The organism is Flavobacterium sp. 9AF (assembly GCF_902506265.1).
Taxonomy (GTDB): Bacteria; Bacteroidota; Bacteroidia; order Flavobacteriales; family Flavobacteriaceae; genus Flavobacterium.
In genome coordinates, this window is the sequence record NZ_LR733629.1 from 1 (window position 1) to 20,685 (window position 20,685).

Genomic DNA, 20,685 nt, shown 5'->3' on the forward strand with positions numbered 1-20,685 from the left:
ATTATATATATTTTAACTCCTATGTTCAAAAGAAAATATATCGTTTTGATTACACTCTTCCTAATTCTTCCCCAGAATTATTTTTACAATTAAATGAAAATCCAAACTTTGTATATATTAAGAATAATATATTATATGTTGGTGTTGAAAACCCATATAAAACATACAAAATCGATTTATCAACTGAAAATTATCAGCCTCAATTAATTGCAAATGTTGCAGGACCAATGGCTGAGATAAATGGTGATTTATATGTAGGTCAGTATGCAGCTGCTAAAATTGTTAAAGTCAACTTGTTAAATAACACTACCTCTGATGTTATTGTAGGTTATAAGCCTAATTTTTTTACAGTTTTTGAAGGACGCTTATATTTTACATCAAATTATACTAACAAATTGTATAAACTAGATGTTTCTAATGGACAATTAGATATTGTATTAAATAATTTGAATTATGCTTCTGGTATAGCAATGAATAATGAATTATTCTTTATGTGTGAAAGTTCTTCAAGTACCATAACTTTTTATACAAGACCTGGTTTTCAGTATGTAAGTTCGGTTCAATTACCAGCTAACTCATGGCCAAATGGAGTTATTATTATTGGAAATGAATTATTTTTTGTACAAACAATTTCAGGTAAAATATCCAAAATGCCAATTAACAATCTTTTGCACAATGATAATTTTATTATTGATAATCCTAAAATAAAAATTTATCCTAATCCTTCTTCTGATATTATAAAAATTGAAAGTGTATACCAATTTGAAAAATATAATATTTATGATATTCAAGGAAAGTTAGTTGAAAATAACAAACTAACTAATAATGAAATTAATATTTCTTCCTTAACAAATGGAGAATATTTCTTACAACTAGACAAAACGTCACAAAAATTTATAAAAAATTAATTAAATTATTTATAGCGTGTATTTAGGTTGAGGGAGAAATAAATTAGTATTATTTCTCCCTTTTTTTTAATTGAGCTATAACATCAGACAAGTTATATCCTTTGGCTTGTAATAAAATTAAATAATGAAATAATAAATCGGCACTCTCATTTAAAAAAAGGGTTTCATTATTGTCTTTTGCTTCAATGACAAGTTCAACAGCTTCTTCACCTACTTTTTGAGCAATTTTATTGATTCCTTTTTCAAATAAACTAGCTACATAGCTGTTTTGTATATTTGCTTCTTCTTTACGTATTTTTATTTTATTTTCTAATTGAGAAAGAAATCCATAAGATTCTTCATTGCTCTCTTGCCAACATGTATCCATCCCAGTATGGCAAGTGGGGCCTTGAGGTTTAACACGAATTAGTAAAGTATCGTTATCACAATCGCTTTTTATGGAAACTAATTCTAAAAAGTGACCACTCTCTTCTCCTTTTGTCCACAATCTGTTTTTAGACCTACTAAAAAACGTTACTTTTTTTGTTTCTAATGTTCTATTAATTGCTTCCTGATTCATGTAGCCTAACATTAAAACATTTTTTGTTTCATCATCTTGAATTATTGCAGGAATTAAACCATTTTCATTTTTTGTAAAATCTATTTCCATTTTTTTTCTTGTAAAATTTTAAACTCTAACCGATATATTTTCATTTTTTAAAAATTGCTTTAGCACGGGTATTTCTATTTCCATAAAATGAAAAACACTGGCTGCCAAAGCAGCATCTGCCTGACCAAAAGTAAAAGCTTCTGCAAAATGTTCCATTTTTCCTGCACCACCTGAAGCTATTATAGGAATATTAACCATTTTAGTAAGTTGATGTAAGGTAGAATTTGCAAATCCATTTTTTGTACCGTCATGATCCATTGAAGTAAAGAGTATTTCTCCAGCACCACGTTGTTCAACTTCTTTAGCCCATTCAAATAATTTTTTCTCTGTAGGTATTTTACCGCCCATGATATGAACTCTCCAATCTGATTGAATTTGTTTAGCATCTATTGCAACCACAATACATTGACTGCCAAACTTAGAGGCTAACTCATCTATGAGATCAGGATTTTGTATTGCTGAAGAGTTTATTGAAATTTTATCCGCACCATTATTTAAAAGTATCGCAACATCATTTATAGAGCTGATACCACCACCTACTGTAAAAGGAATATTAATCGTTTTTGCTACCTCTTTTACTAAATTAGCCAATGTCTTTCTGCGTTCTTCAGTTGCAGAAATATCTAAAAAAACCAATTCATCAGCACCACTTTCGGAATATTTTTTTGCCAATTCAACAGGATTTCCAGCGTCTTTTAAATCTTGAAAATTAACTCCTTTAACTGTTCTCCCATTTTTTATATCTAAGCAAGGTATAATTCGTTTTGTAAGCATTTTTTTTAATAATTATTACTTATAAAAAGTTCTAGTTGTTTCAATGTAATTCTTCCTTCGTATATGGCTTTGCCAATGATTGTTCCTTCACATCCTAATGCTTTAAGTTTTGGAAGTTCATCAAATGATGAAATACCTCCAGAAGCAATTATTTTAATTTGCTGACAAGAATCTAAAATATCCTTATATAATTCATAATTAGGCCCTTGTAACATTCCATCTTTTGAAATATCTGTAGCAATTACATAAGTAATTCCTTTCTTTTGATATTGTTGAATAAATGGAATAATTGCTTCTTTACTTTCTTCTAACCAACCTGATATGGCAATTTTTTTGTTTTTAGCATCTGCTCCCAATATAATTTTTTCCGAGCCATATTGATTAAGCCATTTTTGAAATAATTCTGGATTTTTTACAGCAATACTTCCTCCTGTAATTTGATTTGCTCCACATTCAAAAGCAATTTTTATGTCTTCGTCTGATTTTAATCCACCACCAAAATCTATTTTTAAATTGGTTTTAGTTGCTAATTGATCTAAAACTTTATAGTTAATAATTTTTCCACTTTTTGCTCCATCTAAATCTACTAAGTGTAAATATTCAATCCCATAATTTTCGAATGATTTAGCTACTTCAAGTGGATTTTCATTATATATTTTTTTTGTCGAAAAATCTCCTTTTGACAATCGTACACATTTTCCATCTATAATATCTATTGCCGGAATAATTCTCATCTTTTAATTAATTTAGGTTAGAAGTAAAAAGTTTTTTAAAATTTGTTCTCCATAAATGCCACTCTTCTCAGGATGAAACTGTACACCATAAAAATTATTTTTACGCAAAGCTGTTGCGTATGAAGTTTCATAATCTGTTAAAGCAATGGCATCATCGTTTTTAGGTACATAAAAACTATGCACCAAATACATGTACTCATTTTCTGAAATACCTGAGAATAGTTCTGATTTTAAATTATAAATTGTGTTCCATCCCATTTGTGGCACTTTAACTTTGTTTGAAAATTTAATTACTTCTGAATCAAATATTCCTAATCCTTTTGTATTACCTTCTTCCGAACTTTTGCATAATAATTGCATTCCTAAACAAATGCCTAAAACTGGTTGTTTTAAAGTAGGAATTAAAACATTTAAGCCGCTTTCTATTAGTTTTTCCATAGCACTACTTGCCTCACCTACTCCAGGAAAGATGACTTTATCAGCCGATTTTATTTGGTTCCAATCCTTAGTAACGAAAGATTGAAAACCAATTCTTTCCAATGCAAATAATATGCTTTGTATATTTCCAGCACCATAATCTATAATGGCTATTTTCATATATATTCTTTTAATTTATTATCGATTACTGTTTCATTCTACAACAACTTTTCCCCTACTACTTTCAACTTTTGACTTTTGACTACTTTTACAGCATTCCTTTGGTACTTGGCAGAATCATTTTATCCGCATCACGTTTTACAGCAGCCTTAATTGCTTTAGCAAGTGCTTTAAAGATGGCTTCAATTTTATGGTGTTCGTTAGTACCTTCAGCTTTAATATTCAAATTTGCTTTAGCTCCATCAGTAAAAGATTTGAAAAAGTGATAAAACATTTCTGTAGGCATTTCACCTATTTTTTCTCTTTTAAATTCGGCATCCCAAACAATCCAGTTTCTACCACTAAAATCGATAGCAACTTGAGCCAAACAATCATCCATTGGTAAACAAAAACCATAACGTTCAATGCCTAATTTGTTACCTAAAGCAGAAGCAAAGACTTCTCCTAGCGCAATAGCAGTATCTTCTATTGTATGATGCTCATCTACTTCAAGATCGCCATTTACCTCAATTTCTAAATCCATTTGACCGTGACGTGCAATTTGATCTAACATATGATCGAAGAATGCTAATCCCGTATTTATCTTGCTTTTTCCAGTTCCATCTAAATTTAAGTTAATGCTTATATCCGTTTCATTTGTTTTTCTTTGTATGGATGCAGTTCTTTCTTTTAACTTTAGAAATTCATATATTTTTTGCCAATCGTTAGTTTCAAGAGCAATTACAGCATTTAATATTTCCTTTTTTACAGAAATTTCATTCGTACCTAAATTTGTATTATCATTAATAAATATAGCTTGTGCACCTAAGTTTTTTGCTAACTCTACATCAGTTAAACGATCCCCAATAACAAAAGATTCTTTTAAATTATAGGATTCAGAAAAATAATCAGTTAGTAATCCTGTGCCTGGTTTCCTTGTAGGAGCATTTTCATAAGGAAAAGTGCGATCTAAAAAGACTTTATCAAAAATAACCCCTTCATTTTCATAGGTTTTCATAATAAAGTTGTGTACAGGCCAAAAAGTTTCTTCTGGAAAAGAAGCCGTTCCTAAACCATCTTGATTCGTAATCATAACCAGTTCATAATTTAATTCCTGAGCTATTTTACTTAAAAATGGAATACACTTAGGATAAAAAATCATTTTTTCAAATGAATCTATTTGCTCATCAGATGTTTCTTTTATGATGGTTCCATCTCTATCGATAAATAATACTTTTTTAGACATTTTTTAGTTTTTTTAATAATTCGATTACTTTTTCATTTTCTAATGGTGTTCCAATGGTTATTCGAAGGCAACCTCTACATAAAGAATCATTGGATCTATTTCTTACCACAATTCCATTTTCCAAAAACTGATTGTACTGTAAGGTTGCATTATCTACACGAAACAAAATGAAATTTGTTTCAGATGGAAAGATTTCTGTCACAATTTTGCATTGAACTAAAGCTTTCATTACTTTTTCTCGTTCTTTTTTTAATTCTTCAATTTCATAAAGATATTTCATACTCGCCAATTTTTCAATTGCTAATTTTTGTGAAATACTATTAACATTATAAGGTGGCTTAATTTTTTCTAGAATGGTAATAATTTGTTCTGATGCGTAAACCAAACCTAAACGTAAACCTGCCATTCCATATGCTTTTGAAAGAGTTTGAATAATGACTAGATTTGGATATTGATTAATTTTTTTTAACCATGATGGCTTGTCTGAAAAATCAATGTAGGCTTCATCTATAACGACTAATCCATTGAAGTTTTCAACTATTTCAATTATATTTTTATCTAAAAAAGTATTTCCAGTAGGATTATTTGGAGAACACAAAAAAATGATTTTGGTTTTATGATTAACTCTATTTAAAATTGAGCTTACATTAGGTTGAAAGTCATCTGTAAGTAATACTTTTTTATTTTCAATGGCATTTAAGTTAGCTAAAACGCCATACATACCATAGGTAGGCGGTAATGTAATAATATTATCAACATTCGGTTCACAAAAAGCCCTAAATAATAAATCCAATACTTCATCGCTTCCATTTCCAATTACAATATTGTTAGAATTAACATTTTTGATTTTAGCTAAAACTTCTTTTAATACTTTTTGATGCGGATCTGGGTAGCGGTTTAATCCATTTTCAAAAGGATTTTCATTAGCATCCAAAAAAATCATGTCTCCACTATTTATCTCATTAAATTCATCTCTAGCAGATGAATAAGGACGCATCGTTTTTATGTTTTCTCTAACTAAAAAATCAAAATCTATTTTTTTTTCTTTATTATTCATAGTCCTATTCGTATTTACTATTTTTCAAACGGATACTTATAGCATTTTTATGTGCTTGTAACCCTTCAGCTTCTGCCATTATTTCAATTGATTTTCCTAATTTTTGCAATCCTATTTCTGAGATTTTTTGAAAAGTCATGGATTTTAAAAAGCTATCTAAATTTACACCACTATAACTTTTTGAATACCCATTTGTTGGTAAAGTATGATTAGTTCCTGAAGCATAATCACCTGCACTTTCTGGAGTGAAGTTTCCAATAAATATGGAACCCGCATTTTGAATTGTATTTACAAAATAATCTTCGTTTTTTGCACATATAATAAAATGTTCTGGACCATACTCATTAATTAATGCAATAGCTTTTTCTTCTGAATTCATGTAGATTAATTTAGAATTATTGATTGCTTGTTGCGCAATTGATCTACGTGGTAATTCTTCTAATTGTTGCTCTATTTCAATTGCAACCTCATTCATTATCTTTTTTGAAGTAGTAACTAAAATAACTTGACTGTCAGGACCATGTTCTGCTTGACTCAATAAATCGGAAGCCACAAAACTAGGAATGGCTGAATCATCTGCAAAGACAAGTAATTCGCTTGGTCCAGCTGGCATATCTATAGCTACACCTAATTGAGAAGCGTATTGTTTTGCAAGTGTAACAAATTGATTGCCTGGTCCAAAAATTTTGTAAACTTTTTCAACAGTTTCTGTTCCAAAAGTCATTGATGCTATAGCTTGAATGCCTCCTATTTTATAAATTTTGGTAACACCACAACACTGCGCAGCATATAAAATAGCAGGATTTACATTACCGTTTTTATCAGGTGGAGTACATAAAATAATCTCTTTACATCCTGCAATTTTAGCCGGAACTGCTAACATTAAAACAGTTGAAAATAAGGGTGCGGAACCACCAGGAATATACAATCCAACTTTTTGAATTGGTCTTTTTTCTTGCCAACATAAAACTCCATGAGAAGTTTCTACTTCAATTTTGTTTGTTTTTTGAGCAAAATGAAAACGTTCAATATTATTTTTTGCAGTTTGAATGGCTAATTTTAATTCGTTAGAAATAAGATTATTTGCTTGTTGTAGTTCTTCTGAAGTTACTATAAAATCGCTTAAAGTAATACCATCAAATAAAGAAGTATATTTTAGAATGGCTTTATTGCCTTTAAGTTGTACTTCTTTAAAAATTGCTTTTACTGTTTCTTCAATATCACTAAAAGTTTGAGTGGGTCTTTGTAATAATTTAGACCATTCTAACGGAGTTGGGTTTTCTATTTTATACATAACATGCCATTTTAAAGTACCATTTTTTCAATTGGACAAACTAATATCCCTTCTGCTCCTGCTTCTTTTAATTGATCTATTACTTCCCAAAAAGTATCTTCTTCAATTACAGAATGTAAACTACTCCATCCTTCTTCACTTAATGGCATGACAGTAGGACTTTTTAAAACAGGTAAAATCTTTGTTATAAAAGGTATTTTTTCATTAGGAACATTCATGAGAATATATTTTGATTTTCTTGATCTGAGAACAGCTTGAATGCGAAATTGAAGCTTGTCTAGAATTTTTTTAGAAGTCATTGCTATTTGTGGTGAAATGGCTAAAACAGCTTCACTTTTTAAAATTACTTCTACTTCTTTTAAGCCATTTTTAAATAATGTACTTCCACTTGACACAATATCAACTATAGCATCAGAAAGTCCAATATTAGGTGCAATTTCAACTGAACCTGATATTTGGTGGATATCTACCGACATTCCTTTTGATGAAAAATACTCCGTTACAGTATTTGGATATGAAGTGGCCACTCTTAATCCATTTAAATCACTTATAGAAGAATAAGAAAATGATTTCGGAACAGCAATTGAAACTTTACATTTTGAAAATCCTAATCGTTCCGCTACTGTAATATTTTTTCCTTTTTCAACTAATAAATTGTCACCTACTATAGCGACATCAACTACTCCATCAATTAGATATTGAGGAATATCTGAATTACGTAAAAAGTAAACTTCTAGTGGAAAATTTGATGCCGTTACTTTTAACTGGTCATTACCATTATATACTGATATACCAGAATCCTTTAGTAATTGAATACTATCTTCGTAAAGCCTTCCCGATTTTTGAATTGCAATTTTTAAGATACTCATGGGTTTGTTTTAAAATGTCTGAGTAAATCATATTGCTTTTTAGAAACAAAAAACCCGTTTGATTTACTCAAACGGGTTTATAATTATTTTGAATTATTACAAAATCATCATTGCCTCGCTTGAGCGTGGAAAAAATGATGATGATGATGTAATTGATTTAAAAACATGGTTTTGTGTTTCTTATAACATTGCAAATATAAATATAAACTTTTTTAAAAAACAAATCTTTTTTAAAAATTATGATTTGTTGAATTTAGTATTATGATAAATTAACTCCAAAAAGATGTCCTACTACAGCAGTTAATACCATGGCAATTGTACCCCAAAACGTTACTCTTAATATCGCTTTTAAAATGCTTGAACCACCTGTATAAGCTGCTAATCCTCCTAAAAACCCTAAAAATAATATAGCAAAAAAATACAAATAATATTCCATATTTTTAATTGGAAAAAATAGGGTTACTAAAAAAGGTAATATTCCACCAAAAATAAATGAAGCACCAGATGCTAATGCGGCTTGTAGCGGTTTAGCCTGACTTATTTCTGTTATTCCCAATTCGTCCCTAACGTGAGCTCCTAACGCATCGTGTTCTGTCAACTCTTGAGCTACTAACAAAGCAGTTTCTTTTTTTAATCCTCTGGATTCATATATAGTAGCCAAGCGTTGTAATTCTAATTCTGGCATATCTTTTAATTCTTGTTCTTCTCTCTCAATATCAGATTTTTCAACATCTGTCTGTGAACTCACAGACACATATTCTCCAGCTGCCATAGATAATGCACCAGCTACTAAACCTGCTAAAGTTGCCAAAATAACTGGTTCTCTTTGATCACTTGCAGCAGCCATTCCAATAGCAATACTAGAAATGGATAAAATACCATCATTTGCTCCTAAAACCGCTGCTCGTAACCAATTACTTTTATGAATATAATGGTTATCAAGGTAATTATCTAATTCTTCTTTTTTAGTCATAATATCTAATATAAATTATTATTTTTTAAAATTTATATAATTTAAAATATAAAATCATTAATCAATTTGAAAAACGCCTTTTGTTAATACTTCAGAATTTTGATTTAATAATGAATTCATAAAAACTTCAGTAAAGAGTTCATTTTCAATACCAATTTTAACCGCTACTTTTTTAAATTCATATTCAGTTGCGCTTTTTTTGGTTACTAAATATATGAATTTTTTATCTCCTTCCTCTGAAAATGAAGTTGTAGGTAAAGCTATTGCCTTTTTGTTCCCTAGTACAATTTTTGCCTCTGTAAACATCCCAACTACTAATTTTTTCTTTAAATCTGCATCTAAATCTCCAAAAACAGGTATGGATCGATCGATTTCATTAATTGCTTTACCAATGGTTTTAATCTTAGATTTATAGATAGTTTCAGTGTTTTCACCTATAGTAAATTGAATTTCTTGTCCTTCAGAAAGTTTTAAAATATCTTTTTCAAAAACTGCTAAACTCATCATTAAATTAGCATCATTTACTACTTCTACAATCGTATTTTCAGGAGCAATGTAAGCACCTAGATTAGCATTTGTTGTCACAACTACTCCATCAATTGGGGAATAAATAGTTACTTGTGAACTTAATTGATTTCTATTAATTGCATTTGGATTGATATTGATTAATTGCAATTTTTCACGAAGTGAATTGTAACTGCTTACCGCTTGTTTGTAATCACTTTCCGCTTTTAAGTAATTTTTTTGAGAAGTAATATTTTCTTCGAATAACGTTTTTTGACGCACATATTCCGATTTTAAATAGGTTAATTGCTCTGAAATTTCTAGATAATCTCTTTGGATATCAATGAATTCAGTATTTTCAATTATAGCAATCGCTTGTCCTTTTGAAACTTTTTGACCAATAATAACATTCGAAGTCTTAATGTAACCGCCTAAAACCGCAGTAATTTTAGCTTTATCTTTAGCTGGAACGTCAATTTTTCCTGAAACTTTTAATACGTCATCAAAGTCTTGTTCTTTAGGCGAACCAATTTCCATTTTTGAAGTTTCAAATTGTTCTTTTGTAAGTGCAACTGTATTTGAGGTTTCAGTTTGAGTTTCCTCCGTATTTGTTTCTTTGCAAGAAGTAAATGCAACTAAAACTAAAAATGTATATACTAATTTGTTCATAATCTATTGGTAATTAATAAATTCTATATCTAAAATGGTGTTGTTGTATTCTAAAATGGCATCTAAATAATCCATCTTGATTTGCAATGCATTTTCTAAACTTTGGATGTATTGAAAGAAATCAATTTCGCCATGTTTGTAACTCATGTTGGCCACTTTCAAAATTTCATCGGAGAGCTTTTTACCTGAAGTTTCGTAGTAATCGATCGTAGTTTTTATTCCTGTTAACTGATTGTTTTTTTGAGCAACAAATTGATTTATCTTAGTTAATTCAGCTTCTTTTTGTTGGTTCCAACTTTCCTTTTCTAGTTGCAACATTTTTGTTTTTTTAGCATTTCCAGAAAAAAACAATGGTACATTTAAACCTACTTGAAATCCGTAAAGCGAACTTGATAATCCTGTGTTTTTACCTTGAAAATATTCAGCAGAAATGGATGGAAACCAAGTTTGTTTTTGAAGTTTTAATTGATAATTATAATTATTCATAACACTTTCATAATAAGAACTATAAATTTTAGTATTTGAATTTTTAATTGAATTGTAATTTAATTCATTCTCATTCACAAAAACTAATGAATCCGTTTGCAATAATGCTTGTAAAGCATTGTATGAAGCTGCTTTTTCTTTGTCTATTTTTTGTAATTCGGCAGCTATTTTTTGTGACTTTGCTTGTGCTGTAATTTTCTCTAAATAATTGGTTTCACCTAACTCAAATCTTCTGTTACTTGCTTTTGAAAAACTTTGGTACAAACTATCTAAATATTGATACAATTTCTCTCGATTTTGCCAATACACGATTTCGTAATAATTCTTGGAAACTTTACGATTTAGCTTACTTTTTTCAATTTCTAATGCTTTACTTTCAACCTCATAATTTGATTTTAGCAGCTTCTTTTTAGCAAAATAAAGCGAGGGAAAATCAAAATTTTGTTGCATACCAAAAACTTTTAAAGGCTCGTTATTGACTGCTAAATTATTTTGATCGTAACTGTAATAAACCGTTGTTCTATCTAATGTAAAAGCCGTTGAAGTGTTTACTTTGGCCCGTTCTAATTTTAATTCTAAAGCTTTAATTTCTTTATTATTTTGATTGGCTAGTTGAATTAAATTTGATAATTCCTCATTTTTCTCTTGACTTTGAGCTGTGATTCCGATAAATACAAATGCTAAAATTAAAGTCGATGATTTCATTTTTTTGAATTTAATTTTCTTGGTTTCTTTTTCATCTAATAATTTGAACAAAACGGGTAACACAATCATCGTTAATAAAGTAGCTGTAATTAATCCGCCAATTACTACAGTTGCTAACGGTCGTTGTACTTCTGCTCCTGCTGACGCTGAAATTGCCATTGGTAAAAATCCTAATGCAGCTGCAGAAGCTGTTAATAAAACGGGACGTAATCTATCGGTTGTTCCTTTTATGATTAACTCATCTAAAGCCATATCGCCTTGATGATGTTTTAGTTCCTTGAAATGTTCGATTAATACAATTCCATTTAAAACAGCAATACCAAAAAGGGCAATAAATCCAACTCCAGCCGAAATACTAAATGGTAAATCTCGTATCCATAAAAATAGAATTCCTCCAACAGCTGACAGTGGTATTGCAGAATATACCATTGCTGCTTCTTTTATAGAACCAAAAGCAAAATATAATAAAATGAAAATCAAAATCAAAGCAATTGGTACAGCAATCAATAATCTTGCTTTTGCACTTTCAAGGTTTTTAAATTGTCCTCCGTATTCGATATAATACCCTTCTGGTAAATCTATTTTTTTATTAACCTTTGTTTTAATATCATCTACAACACTTTGTAAATCTCGGTTTCTTACATTAACTCCAACCACTACTCTACGTTTTGTGTCATCGCGAGAAATCTTAGCTGGACCTTTGCTATATTGGATGTTTGCTACTTCGTGTAATGGAATTTGTTCACCATTGGGTAAAGAAACAAATAGATTACGTAGATCATCAATAGAAGAACGTTTACTTTCATTTAAACGAACTACTAAATCGAAGCGTTTTTCACCTTCAAAAACTTGTCCCGTTGATTGACCCGCAAAACCTAAAGCAATAAAATTGTTTAAATCAGAAATATTTAAACCATAATGTGCTATTTTACTTCTGTTATAATTTACAGTCATTTGAGGTAACCCTTCCGTTTTTTCAACGATAATATCAGATGCACCTTCAACATTTTTAATGGTACTTTCAATTTCTGTTGCTTTTTGAGCCAAAATATCTAAATCTTCTCCAAATAATTTAATTGCTATATCAGAACGCGTTCCAGAAATTAACTCATTAAAACGCATTTCAATTGGTTGCGTAAACTCGATTTCCACGTTAGGAATTTTCTTTTCGATAGCTTCTTTAATCTTATCGGCTAATTCATCTTTAGAATCAGCAGAAACCCAATCGCTTTTTGGTTTCAACTTTACAATAACATCACTTTCTTCCATGCTCATAGGATCAGTTGGCACTTCGGCCGCACCAATTCTACTCACCACTTGTTCAACTTCAGGGAAATTATCTAAAATTGTTTTTTCGATTAACGTTGTCGTTTCAATAGTTTTACTTAACGAAGTTCCCGTTTTTAAAACCGGTTGGATAACAAAATCACCTTCGTCTAATGTTGGTATAAATTCACCACCCATTGTTGTAAATAAAATTATCGTTCCAATTAATAAACTAAAAGCACTGATTAAAACTTTTTTGGTATTCTTTAAAGCCCAATGAATTACAGGTAAATACCAAGAATTCAGTTTATTGATTAATCGATTGGATATTGAATTTTCTTTTTCCTCTTTGGGTTTCAAGAATATAGAGGAAATTACAGGAACATACGTCAAACAGAACAACATGGCTCCCAATAAGGCAAAACTAAACGTCATTGCCATGGGTTTAAACATTTTTCCTTCAACGCCTGATAAAGATAATATAGGAATAAATACAATTAAAATGATTAACTGTCCGAAAATAGCAGAATTCATCATTTTAGCAGCACTGCTGTAGGTTATTTTATCAATTTCAGCTTGTTTATCTTCTTTGGCTAATTGATTTAATGCAGCTGTTTTTTGAGTGATTTGGAAAGCAATAAACTCTACAATAATTACAGCGCCATCAATTATAATTCCGAAATCGATAGCACCTAAACTCATTAGATTGGCATCAATTCCAAAAATATTCATAAATGAAATAGCAAATAATAAACATAATGGAATTACCGAAGCAACGACTAAACCAGAACGCCAATTTCCCAATAATAAAACCACAACAAAAATTACGATTAAACAACCTAAAATTAAGTTTTCGGCTACAGTAAAAGTAGTTTTACCAACTAATTCGCCTCTTTCTAAAAACGGATTAATATAAACACCTTGCGGCAATTTTTCTTGTAATTCAGCAACGCGTTTTTTTACATCACTTAAAACCTGCTTTGAATTCGCATTTTTAAGCATCATAATTTGCCCCATTACCTTTTCGCCTTGTCCATTACCCGTAATAGCCCCAAAACGACTAGCATAACCATACTTTACTTGAGCAATATCTTTTACATAAATTGGAAGTCCATTTGTAGTTTTTATTACAATATTATTAATATCTTCAAGATTACTTACTTTTCCTTCACCACGAATAAAGTAACTTTCGTTTTCTTTTTCTATGTATCCTCCACCAGCAATACTATTATTTTTCTCAAGCGCGGTAAACAAATCTGATATTGAAATATTCATTGATTTTAAAGTTGCTGAATTAACAGTAACTTCATATTGTTTTAAATAGCCACCCCAAGTGTTAATCTCCACTACACCTCTTATTCCAGAAAGATTACGCTTTACTGTCCAATCTTGTATGGTTCTTAAATCGGTAATTGTATATAAATCGGCATATTCAGGTTTTACTTCTAAAGTATATTGATAAATTTCACCTAAACCGGTTGTGATTGGTCCCATTTCGGGAACGCCAAAACCTGAAGGAATTTTTTCTGTAGCCGATTTTATTTTTTCAGCAATTAATTGGCGCGGTAAATAGGTACCTAAATTTTCTTCAAAAACTATGGTAACTACTGAAATTCCGAACTTTGAAATAGAACGAATTTCTACAACTCCAGGTAAATTAGCCATTTCTAGTTCAACTGGTGCAGTAATATATTGTTCAATATCTTCCGTTGAAAGATTTCTTGATGTGGTAATAACTTGTACCTGATTATTGGTTACATCGGGTACAGCTCCTATGGCAATTTGAAACACCGAATAAATACCAAATCCTAATATTGCTATTGTGAAAAGTATGATTATAAGTTTGTTTCTTAAACTAAAGGCAATTATTTTTTCTAACATTTTATTTAATTAAAGAATAATAAATGGCATCTATCTCAAAAGATAAATACAATGAGATGAGACTGCTTAAAAAGTTTTGATTTGTCATTCCGAATGTATTTAACTTCGTTGAATCTTCGATTTCGGAATCTAATGATAGTAGAAAATCAAAAAAATTATAGAAGCTGAAACACGTTCATTTGGACAAGATTGCACTTTTTGCACAGCCTTTTGACTAAAAATGTTAGGCTATTTTAGGAGGCATCCAAATGGTAATAACCAATTTAGATTTGAATGATTTATTGTAAAAAAACTTCTGCTTACAAGTAATTAAAGGCTTAATTAATTGAATTTGAAGATTTATAAAAGAAATAACAAACAAAACACTGGTTACATTATCAAAAGTTTTGAATGGTAAATTTTGATGCTCTTCCTGGTTATTTTCAAAGTTTTTAGAATAATGCAATTTTAAAAATTGAACAAACGAAATGGAACTTGTAGCAACATTTTTTTGATGTTCTTTGTAATGTTCCAATAAATTAGGAACTTTCAATAATTGCCCTATTGATGTGTTGGCACACAAAAAAATAGTGATTAAAAATATGGCAATTATTTTGTTCATTTTATCTCTTATTGAAGTACAAGAAAATTTACAGTATAAAATTAGTAAAAGATTTTCTCATTACAATTAAATTTACAATACAAATGTATTGTATTAAATATAAAAGTTGCTTAAAATCTACTTAGGATTATCTAAAGGGAAACTTAATGTTACATGTGTACCTACATTTAATGTGCTTTCAACAGTAATTTCAATTTTTAATAAATCACAAAGTCTTTTAACAATAGATAATCCAAGCCCTGTGCCTTTTATTTCGGAATGGTGTGCAACATCTGAACGATAAAATGAATTAAAAATCTTGTCCAAATTATCGTTAGAAATTCCAATCCCATTATCAATTATCCCGAATAGAATATTGTTTTTTTGTTTTTCTAAAGATAACATAACTGTTCCGTTCTCATTTGTATATTTGATTGCATTTGAAATGAGATTACTAAAAATAATTGACACTAAATAATTGTCAGAAATAAAATAATAATCTTCAATAAAATGGGTAGTGACTTTTATTTTTTTTGAACTTATTTTTTCAGAGAATCTTGTTAAACTATCTAAAATAATAGCGTTTAAATAAATAGTTTCAACTTTTATATTTTGTTTTTGATTTTCAAAACGTGCTAAAAGCAAGAGTTGATCTACCATATGATTTAGTCTATCTACTTCAGAAATACAAAAATTAATTTTTGATTCATATTCTTCCTGACTTCTTGATTTTCTAATTAAAACCTCCATGGTTCCTTTAATTACAGCTAATGGTGTTCTCAGTTCATGAGAAGCATCAGAAGTAAATTGTTTTTCTCTTTCAATTGCATTTTCAATCCGATCAAGTAGATTATTAATATTTTCAGATAATGTATATAATTCGTCTTTATTATTAGGTAAAGGAATCCTTGTTTGTAGGTTATCCTTAGTTATTTGACTAGATGTTTCAATAATTGTACTTACAGGTCTAATACTTCTTCCTGCAAAAAATCGAGCGATGAGAAAAAGAATAATTAAAATTATAGGAAAGGAAATGAGTAATGTTTCTTTTAGAATCTCAACAATTTCAAAATCTTCTAATGACATGGCAACGACAAGGTATCCTACAATTTTTCCTTTATTTAAAATAGGCTTTTGTGTTTGTCTTAATGGAATACCATTTAAACCTGAATTAATGAATTTTTCATTAAATTTTTCATCTAAAAGTTTGAGATTAGAATCATTTAAATTAGGGGATTTATCAATTAACTGTTTGTTATTATCGTAAAACTCAACAAAAACAGGGTTTACTTTTATAGAATTATGCTCTCTTGCTCTCCATTGGTCAACCTGAATTAAATAAGTATCATTGCTATCTGTTGTGACATCATCTAAATGTTTAAATAATTCATTTGAAATTTCACTATTGATATGCTCATTTACGCTATATTTTACAATACTATAAATAAAAACAAAGACGATGGCAATCAAAATAGAACCACTAACTATATAGTTAAAGGCAATTCTGTTTTTAAAAGAAAATGATAAAAAATTAGTCATTAGCAATGTATCCTACTCCACGAATAGTTTTTATAAGTTCTTCATCTTTTGAGATATTTAGTTTTTTTCTAATGGCATTCATAAAAACATCTATTACTCCAGTATCATAATCAAAATGAATATCCCAAACATCTTCTATAATTTTATTTCTTGTGCACACTTTACCTTTATTTATAATTAAATAGGCTAAAAGTTCGAATTCTCTTTGGGTTAATGAAACTTCTTTTGAATCTACGAGAACTTGAAATTTATTTCGATCTACAGTAATGTTCCCTAAAGTAAGTTTTTCTTTTTGTGTATTATTTCTAAAATGAATTTTAATTCTTTCTAATAATTCTTCAAAACTAAAAGGTTTTTTTATATAATCATTAGCTCCAGATTTTAAACCTTCTATTGTTTCCTGTACTGTATCCTTCGCAGTTAAGAAAATTATAGGAACACTTGTATTTTGTTTTCTAACCTCTTTACATACTTCTATACCATTCATTTGTGGCAACATCCAATCTAAAAGAATTAAATCGGTTGGTTTTAAAAATGCTTTTTCTAAACCTTCTTTACCATTAGTCGCATAAGAAACTGTATATCCTTCTTCTTCCAGTCCTTGTTTTAGGAAATCTATTATTCCTTTTTCATCTTCTACTATTAGGATATGCATTAATTAAATATTTAGTTATTGCTCTACAAATTTTACACCAAACGAAACGATATTAGCGTCTAAACCATCGTTTCTTTTATAATAATTATAGCGAAAATCAATATTTTTTAATCCAAATTTCCAAATCTTAGCATTAGTAAAAATATCGGTATAATTAATACCAAAACCAAATTGATTCGCATTAAAAGTTGATAAATCATAATCTGAAGTATAGTATTCTTCAGTAGAAAGATGTTTTTCATAAGGGGCAAAATACTTAGATTGTTGCTGTGTATAATAGCGATACATTGGAAAAACTGTAAATTTATCAGAAAGTTTAATTGGTAATTCGATATTCATGGTATGAGAAGAAATATCCCAACTATCAGTATAATAACGATAATAGGTACGAATAACTAAGCGTTCATTAAGATAATAATTGATTCTTGTACCAATAGGTAGCTTAAAACGGCTATCTGGTAAGCGTTCGATATCATCTGCTAATTGAAAATCATTCACATATGAATTTGCTACATCTGAAAAATAGACTCTTTGATAGGGTGTTGATAATAATCCTTGTTGCTGTAAAATGTCTAAGAAAATTGAAAATTGTATTTTTTTTGTCACAATTTGAGAAAAACTCAGAGACAACGCAAAAGAATTCCTGTTTTTATTTTCATGAAAAGAAAACTTAGTAGGATTATAAGCCATATTGCCACTAATTGTATAATTATTAAAAATTCCTCCATTTAGATTTCCACCATTAGACTTAAAGTCTTGTAATTCTTTAGGATAGATTGGGCTCCAAGTGTCTAAGTAAACATTAGCAGACACATTAAACTCTGAATTTTTGTCATTAAACAATTTTGTTAAGCCTCCTCCAAAGCCTAACGAAGAATAATCATATTCTACAGACCCTGAAAGATGGGCATTCCAAATCGTATTTCTATTATCTGAACTGTGACTATAATTAACAACTATGCTTGTTAAGGCATCAGATTGTGAAGCTCCCGAAGAAGCTTGCCATGGGCTTGGAGCATTGGTATCAAAAGGATTTATATTACTTGATGAAGCAGACGAATAAGCAGATATACCAGCATCAACTGTAAGTACATCATCATCATTTAGAGGTACAGCAACTACAATTGTTGGTGTTATATCTGTAAGATTTTCAGTACCTTGACCTCCTGAAACAGCAGAATGAATTCCATCTTGTTTATAGTAACTTGCTAAAAAATCTACTTCAATGCTTTCTAAAACCCTTTTTTTGTAAGTGACCGTTGAATCATTCTCTTGAGAGAAGGAGAAAAAAGAAACTAATAAGAGCGTTATTCCTATCGTATATTTCATAAATACTTTTTTTTGGATATTCCTATTTGTTTGTTATATATTAATTACAACCGCATCCACCACCGGTTTTACCACCATTGGCACCAGCAGCAGCTTCTCTATAAACTTGAAAATTAGTTTCAAAACGTTCCGTTAAGCGTGCAGACAATTTCATATCTGGATCGTTAATATATTGTTTATCGTATTCTTTAACAGAATTACAAGATGTACCTAATCCTATCAAGATAATCATAATTATAACTTTTTTCATACGTTTAAGTTTTATTTTATTGTGGTAACTGTATTATGCTCCATCTGTTTGATTTCATCTCATGTCTCTTTTTAGACCATTTGTGGTCAATATGTTTGCGCACACAAATAGCTAAATTATGGGATTATATAACTTTAAATTTATGTGGTATTAATAAATCCTATTTTGTTTTTAAATCAATATTTTTGGAATAGTGAATTTCTCCTTTATCATCAATTATAATACATTCTACACCATTAATTTGATCAATTAAATTGAGTCCAACATCTACACCTAATACAAAAATACCTGTTGCTAAAGCATCTGCTATTTCTGTTTGTTTAGCAAATACAGAAACACTAATTATTCCTGTAGCTGGATAACCAGTTCTAGGATCAATAATGTGAGAGTATCTTTTTCCATTAAAAGTAACATATTTTTCATAACTACCCGAAGTTTCCACTGCACTATCAATTAATGGAAAAGTAGCAAAAACTTTTTCTTTGTTTAAAGGATTAACAATTGCGACTGTCCAAGGACTACCATTTATTTGGTAACCCCATGTATTAATATCACCAGAAACATTAACAATACCCGCTGTACAACCTTTACTTTGTAGTAAAACTTTAATTTTGTCAGCAATATAACCTTGCCCAATGCCACCTAGCCCCAGTTTCATTCCTTTATCTTGTAAAAAAATAGTCTTATTTTCTACATTCAAAATAATTTTTTGATAACCTACTCTCGCTACAGATTTTTTAATTTCTTCTTCAGAAGGCATCATTTTCATACTTCCATCAAATTTCCAAATTTTATCCATTGAAGCATAACTAATATCAAATGCTCCTTTTGTAATTTTCGAAACTTTAATAGCTCTTTCAACTAATTCGAATACTTCCTCATCTACTTTGATAGGTTTAATACCCGCATTTTGATTTACAGTAGAAATTTGTGAAGTAGGTATCCAATCTGAAATTAAATTCTCTATTCTCTTTACTTCTTCTATAGCCCAATTACAAAATTTCTCTCCTTTAATTGTGTCTTCAGCCACTACAGTTATCTCAAATGGACTTCCCAATAGAGAGGCCTTTTTCTTATGAGTAACTTGACTAAAAGAAAAAGAAGTACAAAAGATAAAAAGAAATAAAACCTGATTTTTCATTATTTTTTTAAAGCATGTATCATTTTAATATATTCCTCAGGTGAAACATTTTTAAATCCCATTTTCCCTAATACTTTTCCATTACTATCTAACAAAACTACTAAAGGAAAACTTCCTTCAATGTTATATTTCTCGGCTAAATTTCGGTTATGCTCTGTTTGTTCATCCGATAATTGATTGGCTTTTTTTCTTGGAAAATTAGCTTTTACCAAGACCCATTTTTCTTTTGACTCATTTTGGAAAGCATTGGATTGCCAAATATTTTTGTCTAATTTGATACATGGAGCGCACCAATCTGAACCAGAAAATATTAAAACGATGTCTTTATTTTCTTTTTTAGCTATTTCTTTAGCTTCATCAAAATTATACTTCCAATCTTGAGAAAAACTTAACGATACAATAAATAAAGTTAAGACAGTTAAAATCTTTTTCATTTCTAAAATAATTTAATACAAAGTAAACACATTTTTTTTGGTCTTATTATAACTCCTTTTTTGAATTAAGTGAAACTTAAGAATGTTTTAAGCGAAACTTAAGTAAATAAAATGTCGCTTATTCTACATTTGATTCATAATAATCTTTGTATGAACAAATACCTTG

At 29.5% G+C, this 20,685-nt stretch carries 19 protein-coding genes; 1 reads left to right on the forward strand and 18 read right to left on the reverse strand.

All coding sequences use genetic code 11. The annotated features are described in order from the left end of the window. On the forward strand, window positions 1–908 hold a 908-nt coding region (locus HALO113_RS18985), incomplete at its 5' end, for a T9SS type A sorting domain-containing protein (protein ID WP_159780721.1). Window positions 909–957: 49 nt separating this feature from the next. Here the strand turns inward: HALO113_RS18985 and hisIE are convergent. From hisIE to HALO113_RS19075, 18 genes are all read right to left on the reverse strand, one after another. Next, entirely contained in the window at window positions 958–1,557 is a 600-nt protein-coding gene (gene hisIE, locus HALO113_RS18990) for a bifunctional phosphoribosyl-AMP cyclohydrolase/phosphoribosyl-ATP diphosphatase HisIE (protein ID WP_159780722.1), read from the reverse strand. A gap of 18 nt (window positions 1,558–1,575) precedes the next feature. Next, window positions 1,576–2,331: an imidazole glycerol phosphate synthase subunit HisF gene (gene hisF / locus HALO113_RS18995; protein WP_159780723.1), complete on the reverse strand. Its 756-nt coding sequence runs from the start codon at window positions 2,329–2,331 to the stop codon at window positions 1,576–1,578. Between the two features lie 5 nt (window positions 2,332–2,336). After that, window positions 2,337–3,065, reverse strand: coding sequence for a 1-(5-phosphoribosyl)-5-[(5-phosphoribosylamino)methylideneamino]imidazole-4-carboxamide isomerase (gene hisA / locus HALO113_RS19000; protein ID WP_159780724.1), 729 nt, complete (start codon window positions 3,063–3,065; stop codon window positions 2,337–2,339). A gap of 12 nt (window positions 3,066–3,077) precedes the next feature. Further along, on the reverse strand, window positions 3,078–3,662 hold the full coding sequence (gene hisH / locus HALO113_RS19005) for an imidazole glycerol phosphate synthase subunit HisH (protein ID WP_159780725.1): 585 nt from the start codon (window positions 3,660–3,662) through the stop codon (window positions 3,078–3,080). 88 nt (window positions 3,663–3,750) lie between these two features. Further along, entirely contained in the window at window positions 3,751–4,887 is a 1,137-nt protein-coding gene (gene hisB / locus HALO113_RS19010) for a bifunctional histidinol-phosphatase/imidazoleglycerol-phosphate dehydratase HisB (RefSeq protein ID WP_159780726.1), read from the reverse strand. Further along, the gene (gene hisC, locus HALO113_RS19015; RefSeq protein ID WP_159780727.1) at window positions 4,880–5,944 is read right to left on the reverse strand and encodes a histidinol-phosphate transaminase; all 1,065 of its coding nucleotides are present in this window, start codon (window positions 5,942–5,944) and stop codon (window positions 4,880–4,882) included. The genes hisB and hisC overlap by 8 nt, the downstream gene beginning before the upstream one ends. A gap of 4 nt (window positions 5,945–5,948) precedes the next feature. After that, window positions 5,949–7,238 carry a histidinol dehydrogenase gene (hisD, locus tag HALO113_RS19020; protein ID WP_159780728.1) on the reverse strand — a complete coding sequence of 430 codons (1,290 nt, stop codon included), beginning with the start codon at window positions 7,236–7,238 and terminating at the stop codon, window positions 5,949–5,951. Between the two features lie 11 nt (window positions 7,239–7,249). After that, window positions 7,250–8,107 carry an ATP phosphoribosyltransferase gene (gene hisG / locus HALO113_RS19025; protein ID WP_159780729.1) on the reverse strand — a complete coding sequence of 286 codons (858 nt, stop codon included), beginning with the start codon at window positions 8,105–8,107 and terminating at the stop codon, window positions 7,250–7,252. Window positions 8,108–8,366: 259 nt separating this feature from the next. Continuing rightward, on the reverse strand, window positions 8,367–9,080 hold the full coding sequence (locus tag HALO113_RS19030; protein WP_159780730.1) for a VIT family protein: 714 nt from the start codon (window positions 9,078–9,080) through the stop codon (window positions 8,367–8,369). Window positions 9,081–9,137: 57 nt separating this feature from the next. Further along, the gene (locus tag HALO113_RS19035; RefSeq protein WP_159780731.1) at window positions 9,138–10,253 is read right to left on the reverse strand and encodes an efflux RND transporter periplasmic adaptor subunit; all 1,116 of its coding nucleotides are present in this window, start codon (window positions 10,251–10,253) and stop codon (window positions 9,138–9,140) included. A gap of 3 nt (window positions 10,254–10,256) precedes the next feature. Next, the gene (locus HALO113_RS19040) at window positions 10,257–14,591 is read right to left on the reverse strand and encodes a CusA/CzcA family heavy metal efflux RND transporter (RefSeq protein ID WP_159780732.1); all 4,335 of its coding nucleotides are present in this window, start codon (window positions 14,589–14,591) and stop codon (window positions 10,257–10,259) included. Window positions 14,592–14,814: 223 nt separating this feature from the next. Then, window positions 14,815–15,192: a hypothetical protein gene (locus HALO113_RS19045; RefSeq protein WP_159780733.1), complete on the reverse strand. Its 378-nt coding sequence runs from the start codon at window positions 15,190–15,192 to the stop codon at window positions 14,815–14,817. A 117-nt stretch (window positions 15,193–15,309) separates the two neighbouring features. Then, the gene (locus HALO113_RS19050) at window positions 15,310–16,710 is read right to left on the reverse strand and encodes a cell wall metabolism sensor histidine kinase WalK (protein ID WP_159780734.1); all 1,401 of its coding nucleotides are present in this window, start codon (window positions 16,708–16,710) and stop codon (window positions 15,310–15,312) included. Next, window positions 16,703–17,365 (reverse strand): response regulator transcription factor, encoded by a 663-nt coding sequence (locus HALO113_RS19055; RefSeq protein ID WP_159780735.1) that lies wholly within the window; start codon window positions 17,363–17,365, stop codon window positions 16,703–16,705. The genes HALO113_RS19050 and HALO113_RS19055 overlap by 8 nt, the downstream gene beginning before the upstream one ends. A gap of 15 nt (window positions 17,366–17,380) precedes the next feature. After that, a complete protein-coding gene (locus HALO113_RS19060) occupies window positions 17,381–18,694 on the reverse strand; it encodes a DUF3570 domain-containing protein (RefSeq protein ID WP_159780736.1) in 1,314 nt (437 codons plus the stop codon). Window positions 18,695–18,734: 40 nt separating this feature from the next. Beyond that, on the reverse strand, window positions 18,735–18,944 hold the full coding sequence (locus tag HALO113_RS19065) for a DUF4266 domain-containing protein (RefSeq protein WP_201297715.1): 210 nt from the start codon (window positions 18,942–18,944) through the stop codon (window positions 18,735–18,737). 160 nt (window positions 18,945–19,104) lie between these two features. Then, entirely contained in the window at window positions 19,105–20,085 is a 981-nt protein-coding gene (locus tag HALO113_RS19070) for an FAD:protein FMN transferase (RefSeq protein ID WP_159780737.1), read from the reverse strand. Next, entirely contained in the window at window positions 20,085–20,519 is a 435-nt protein-coding gene (locus HALO113_RS19075; protein WP_159780738.1) for a thioredoxin family protein, read from the reverse strand. Before HALO113_RS19075 ends, HALO113_RS19070 begins: the two co-directional genes overlap by 1 nt. Window positions 20,520–20,685: the final 166 nt, after the last annotated feature.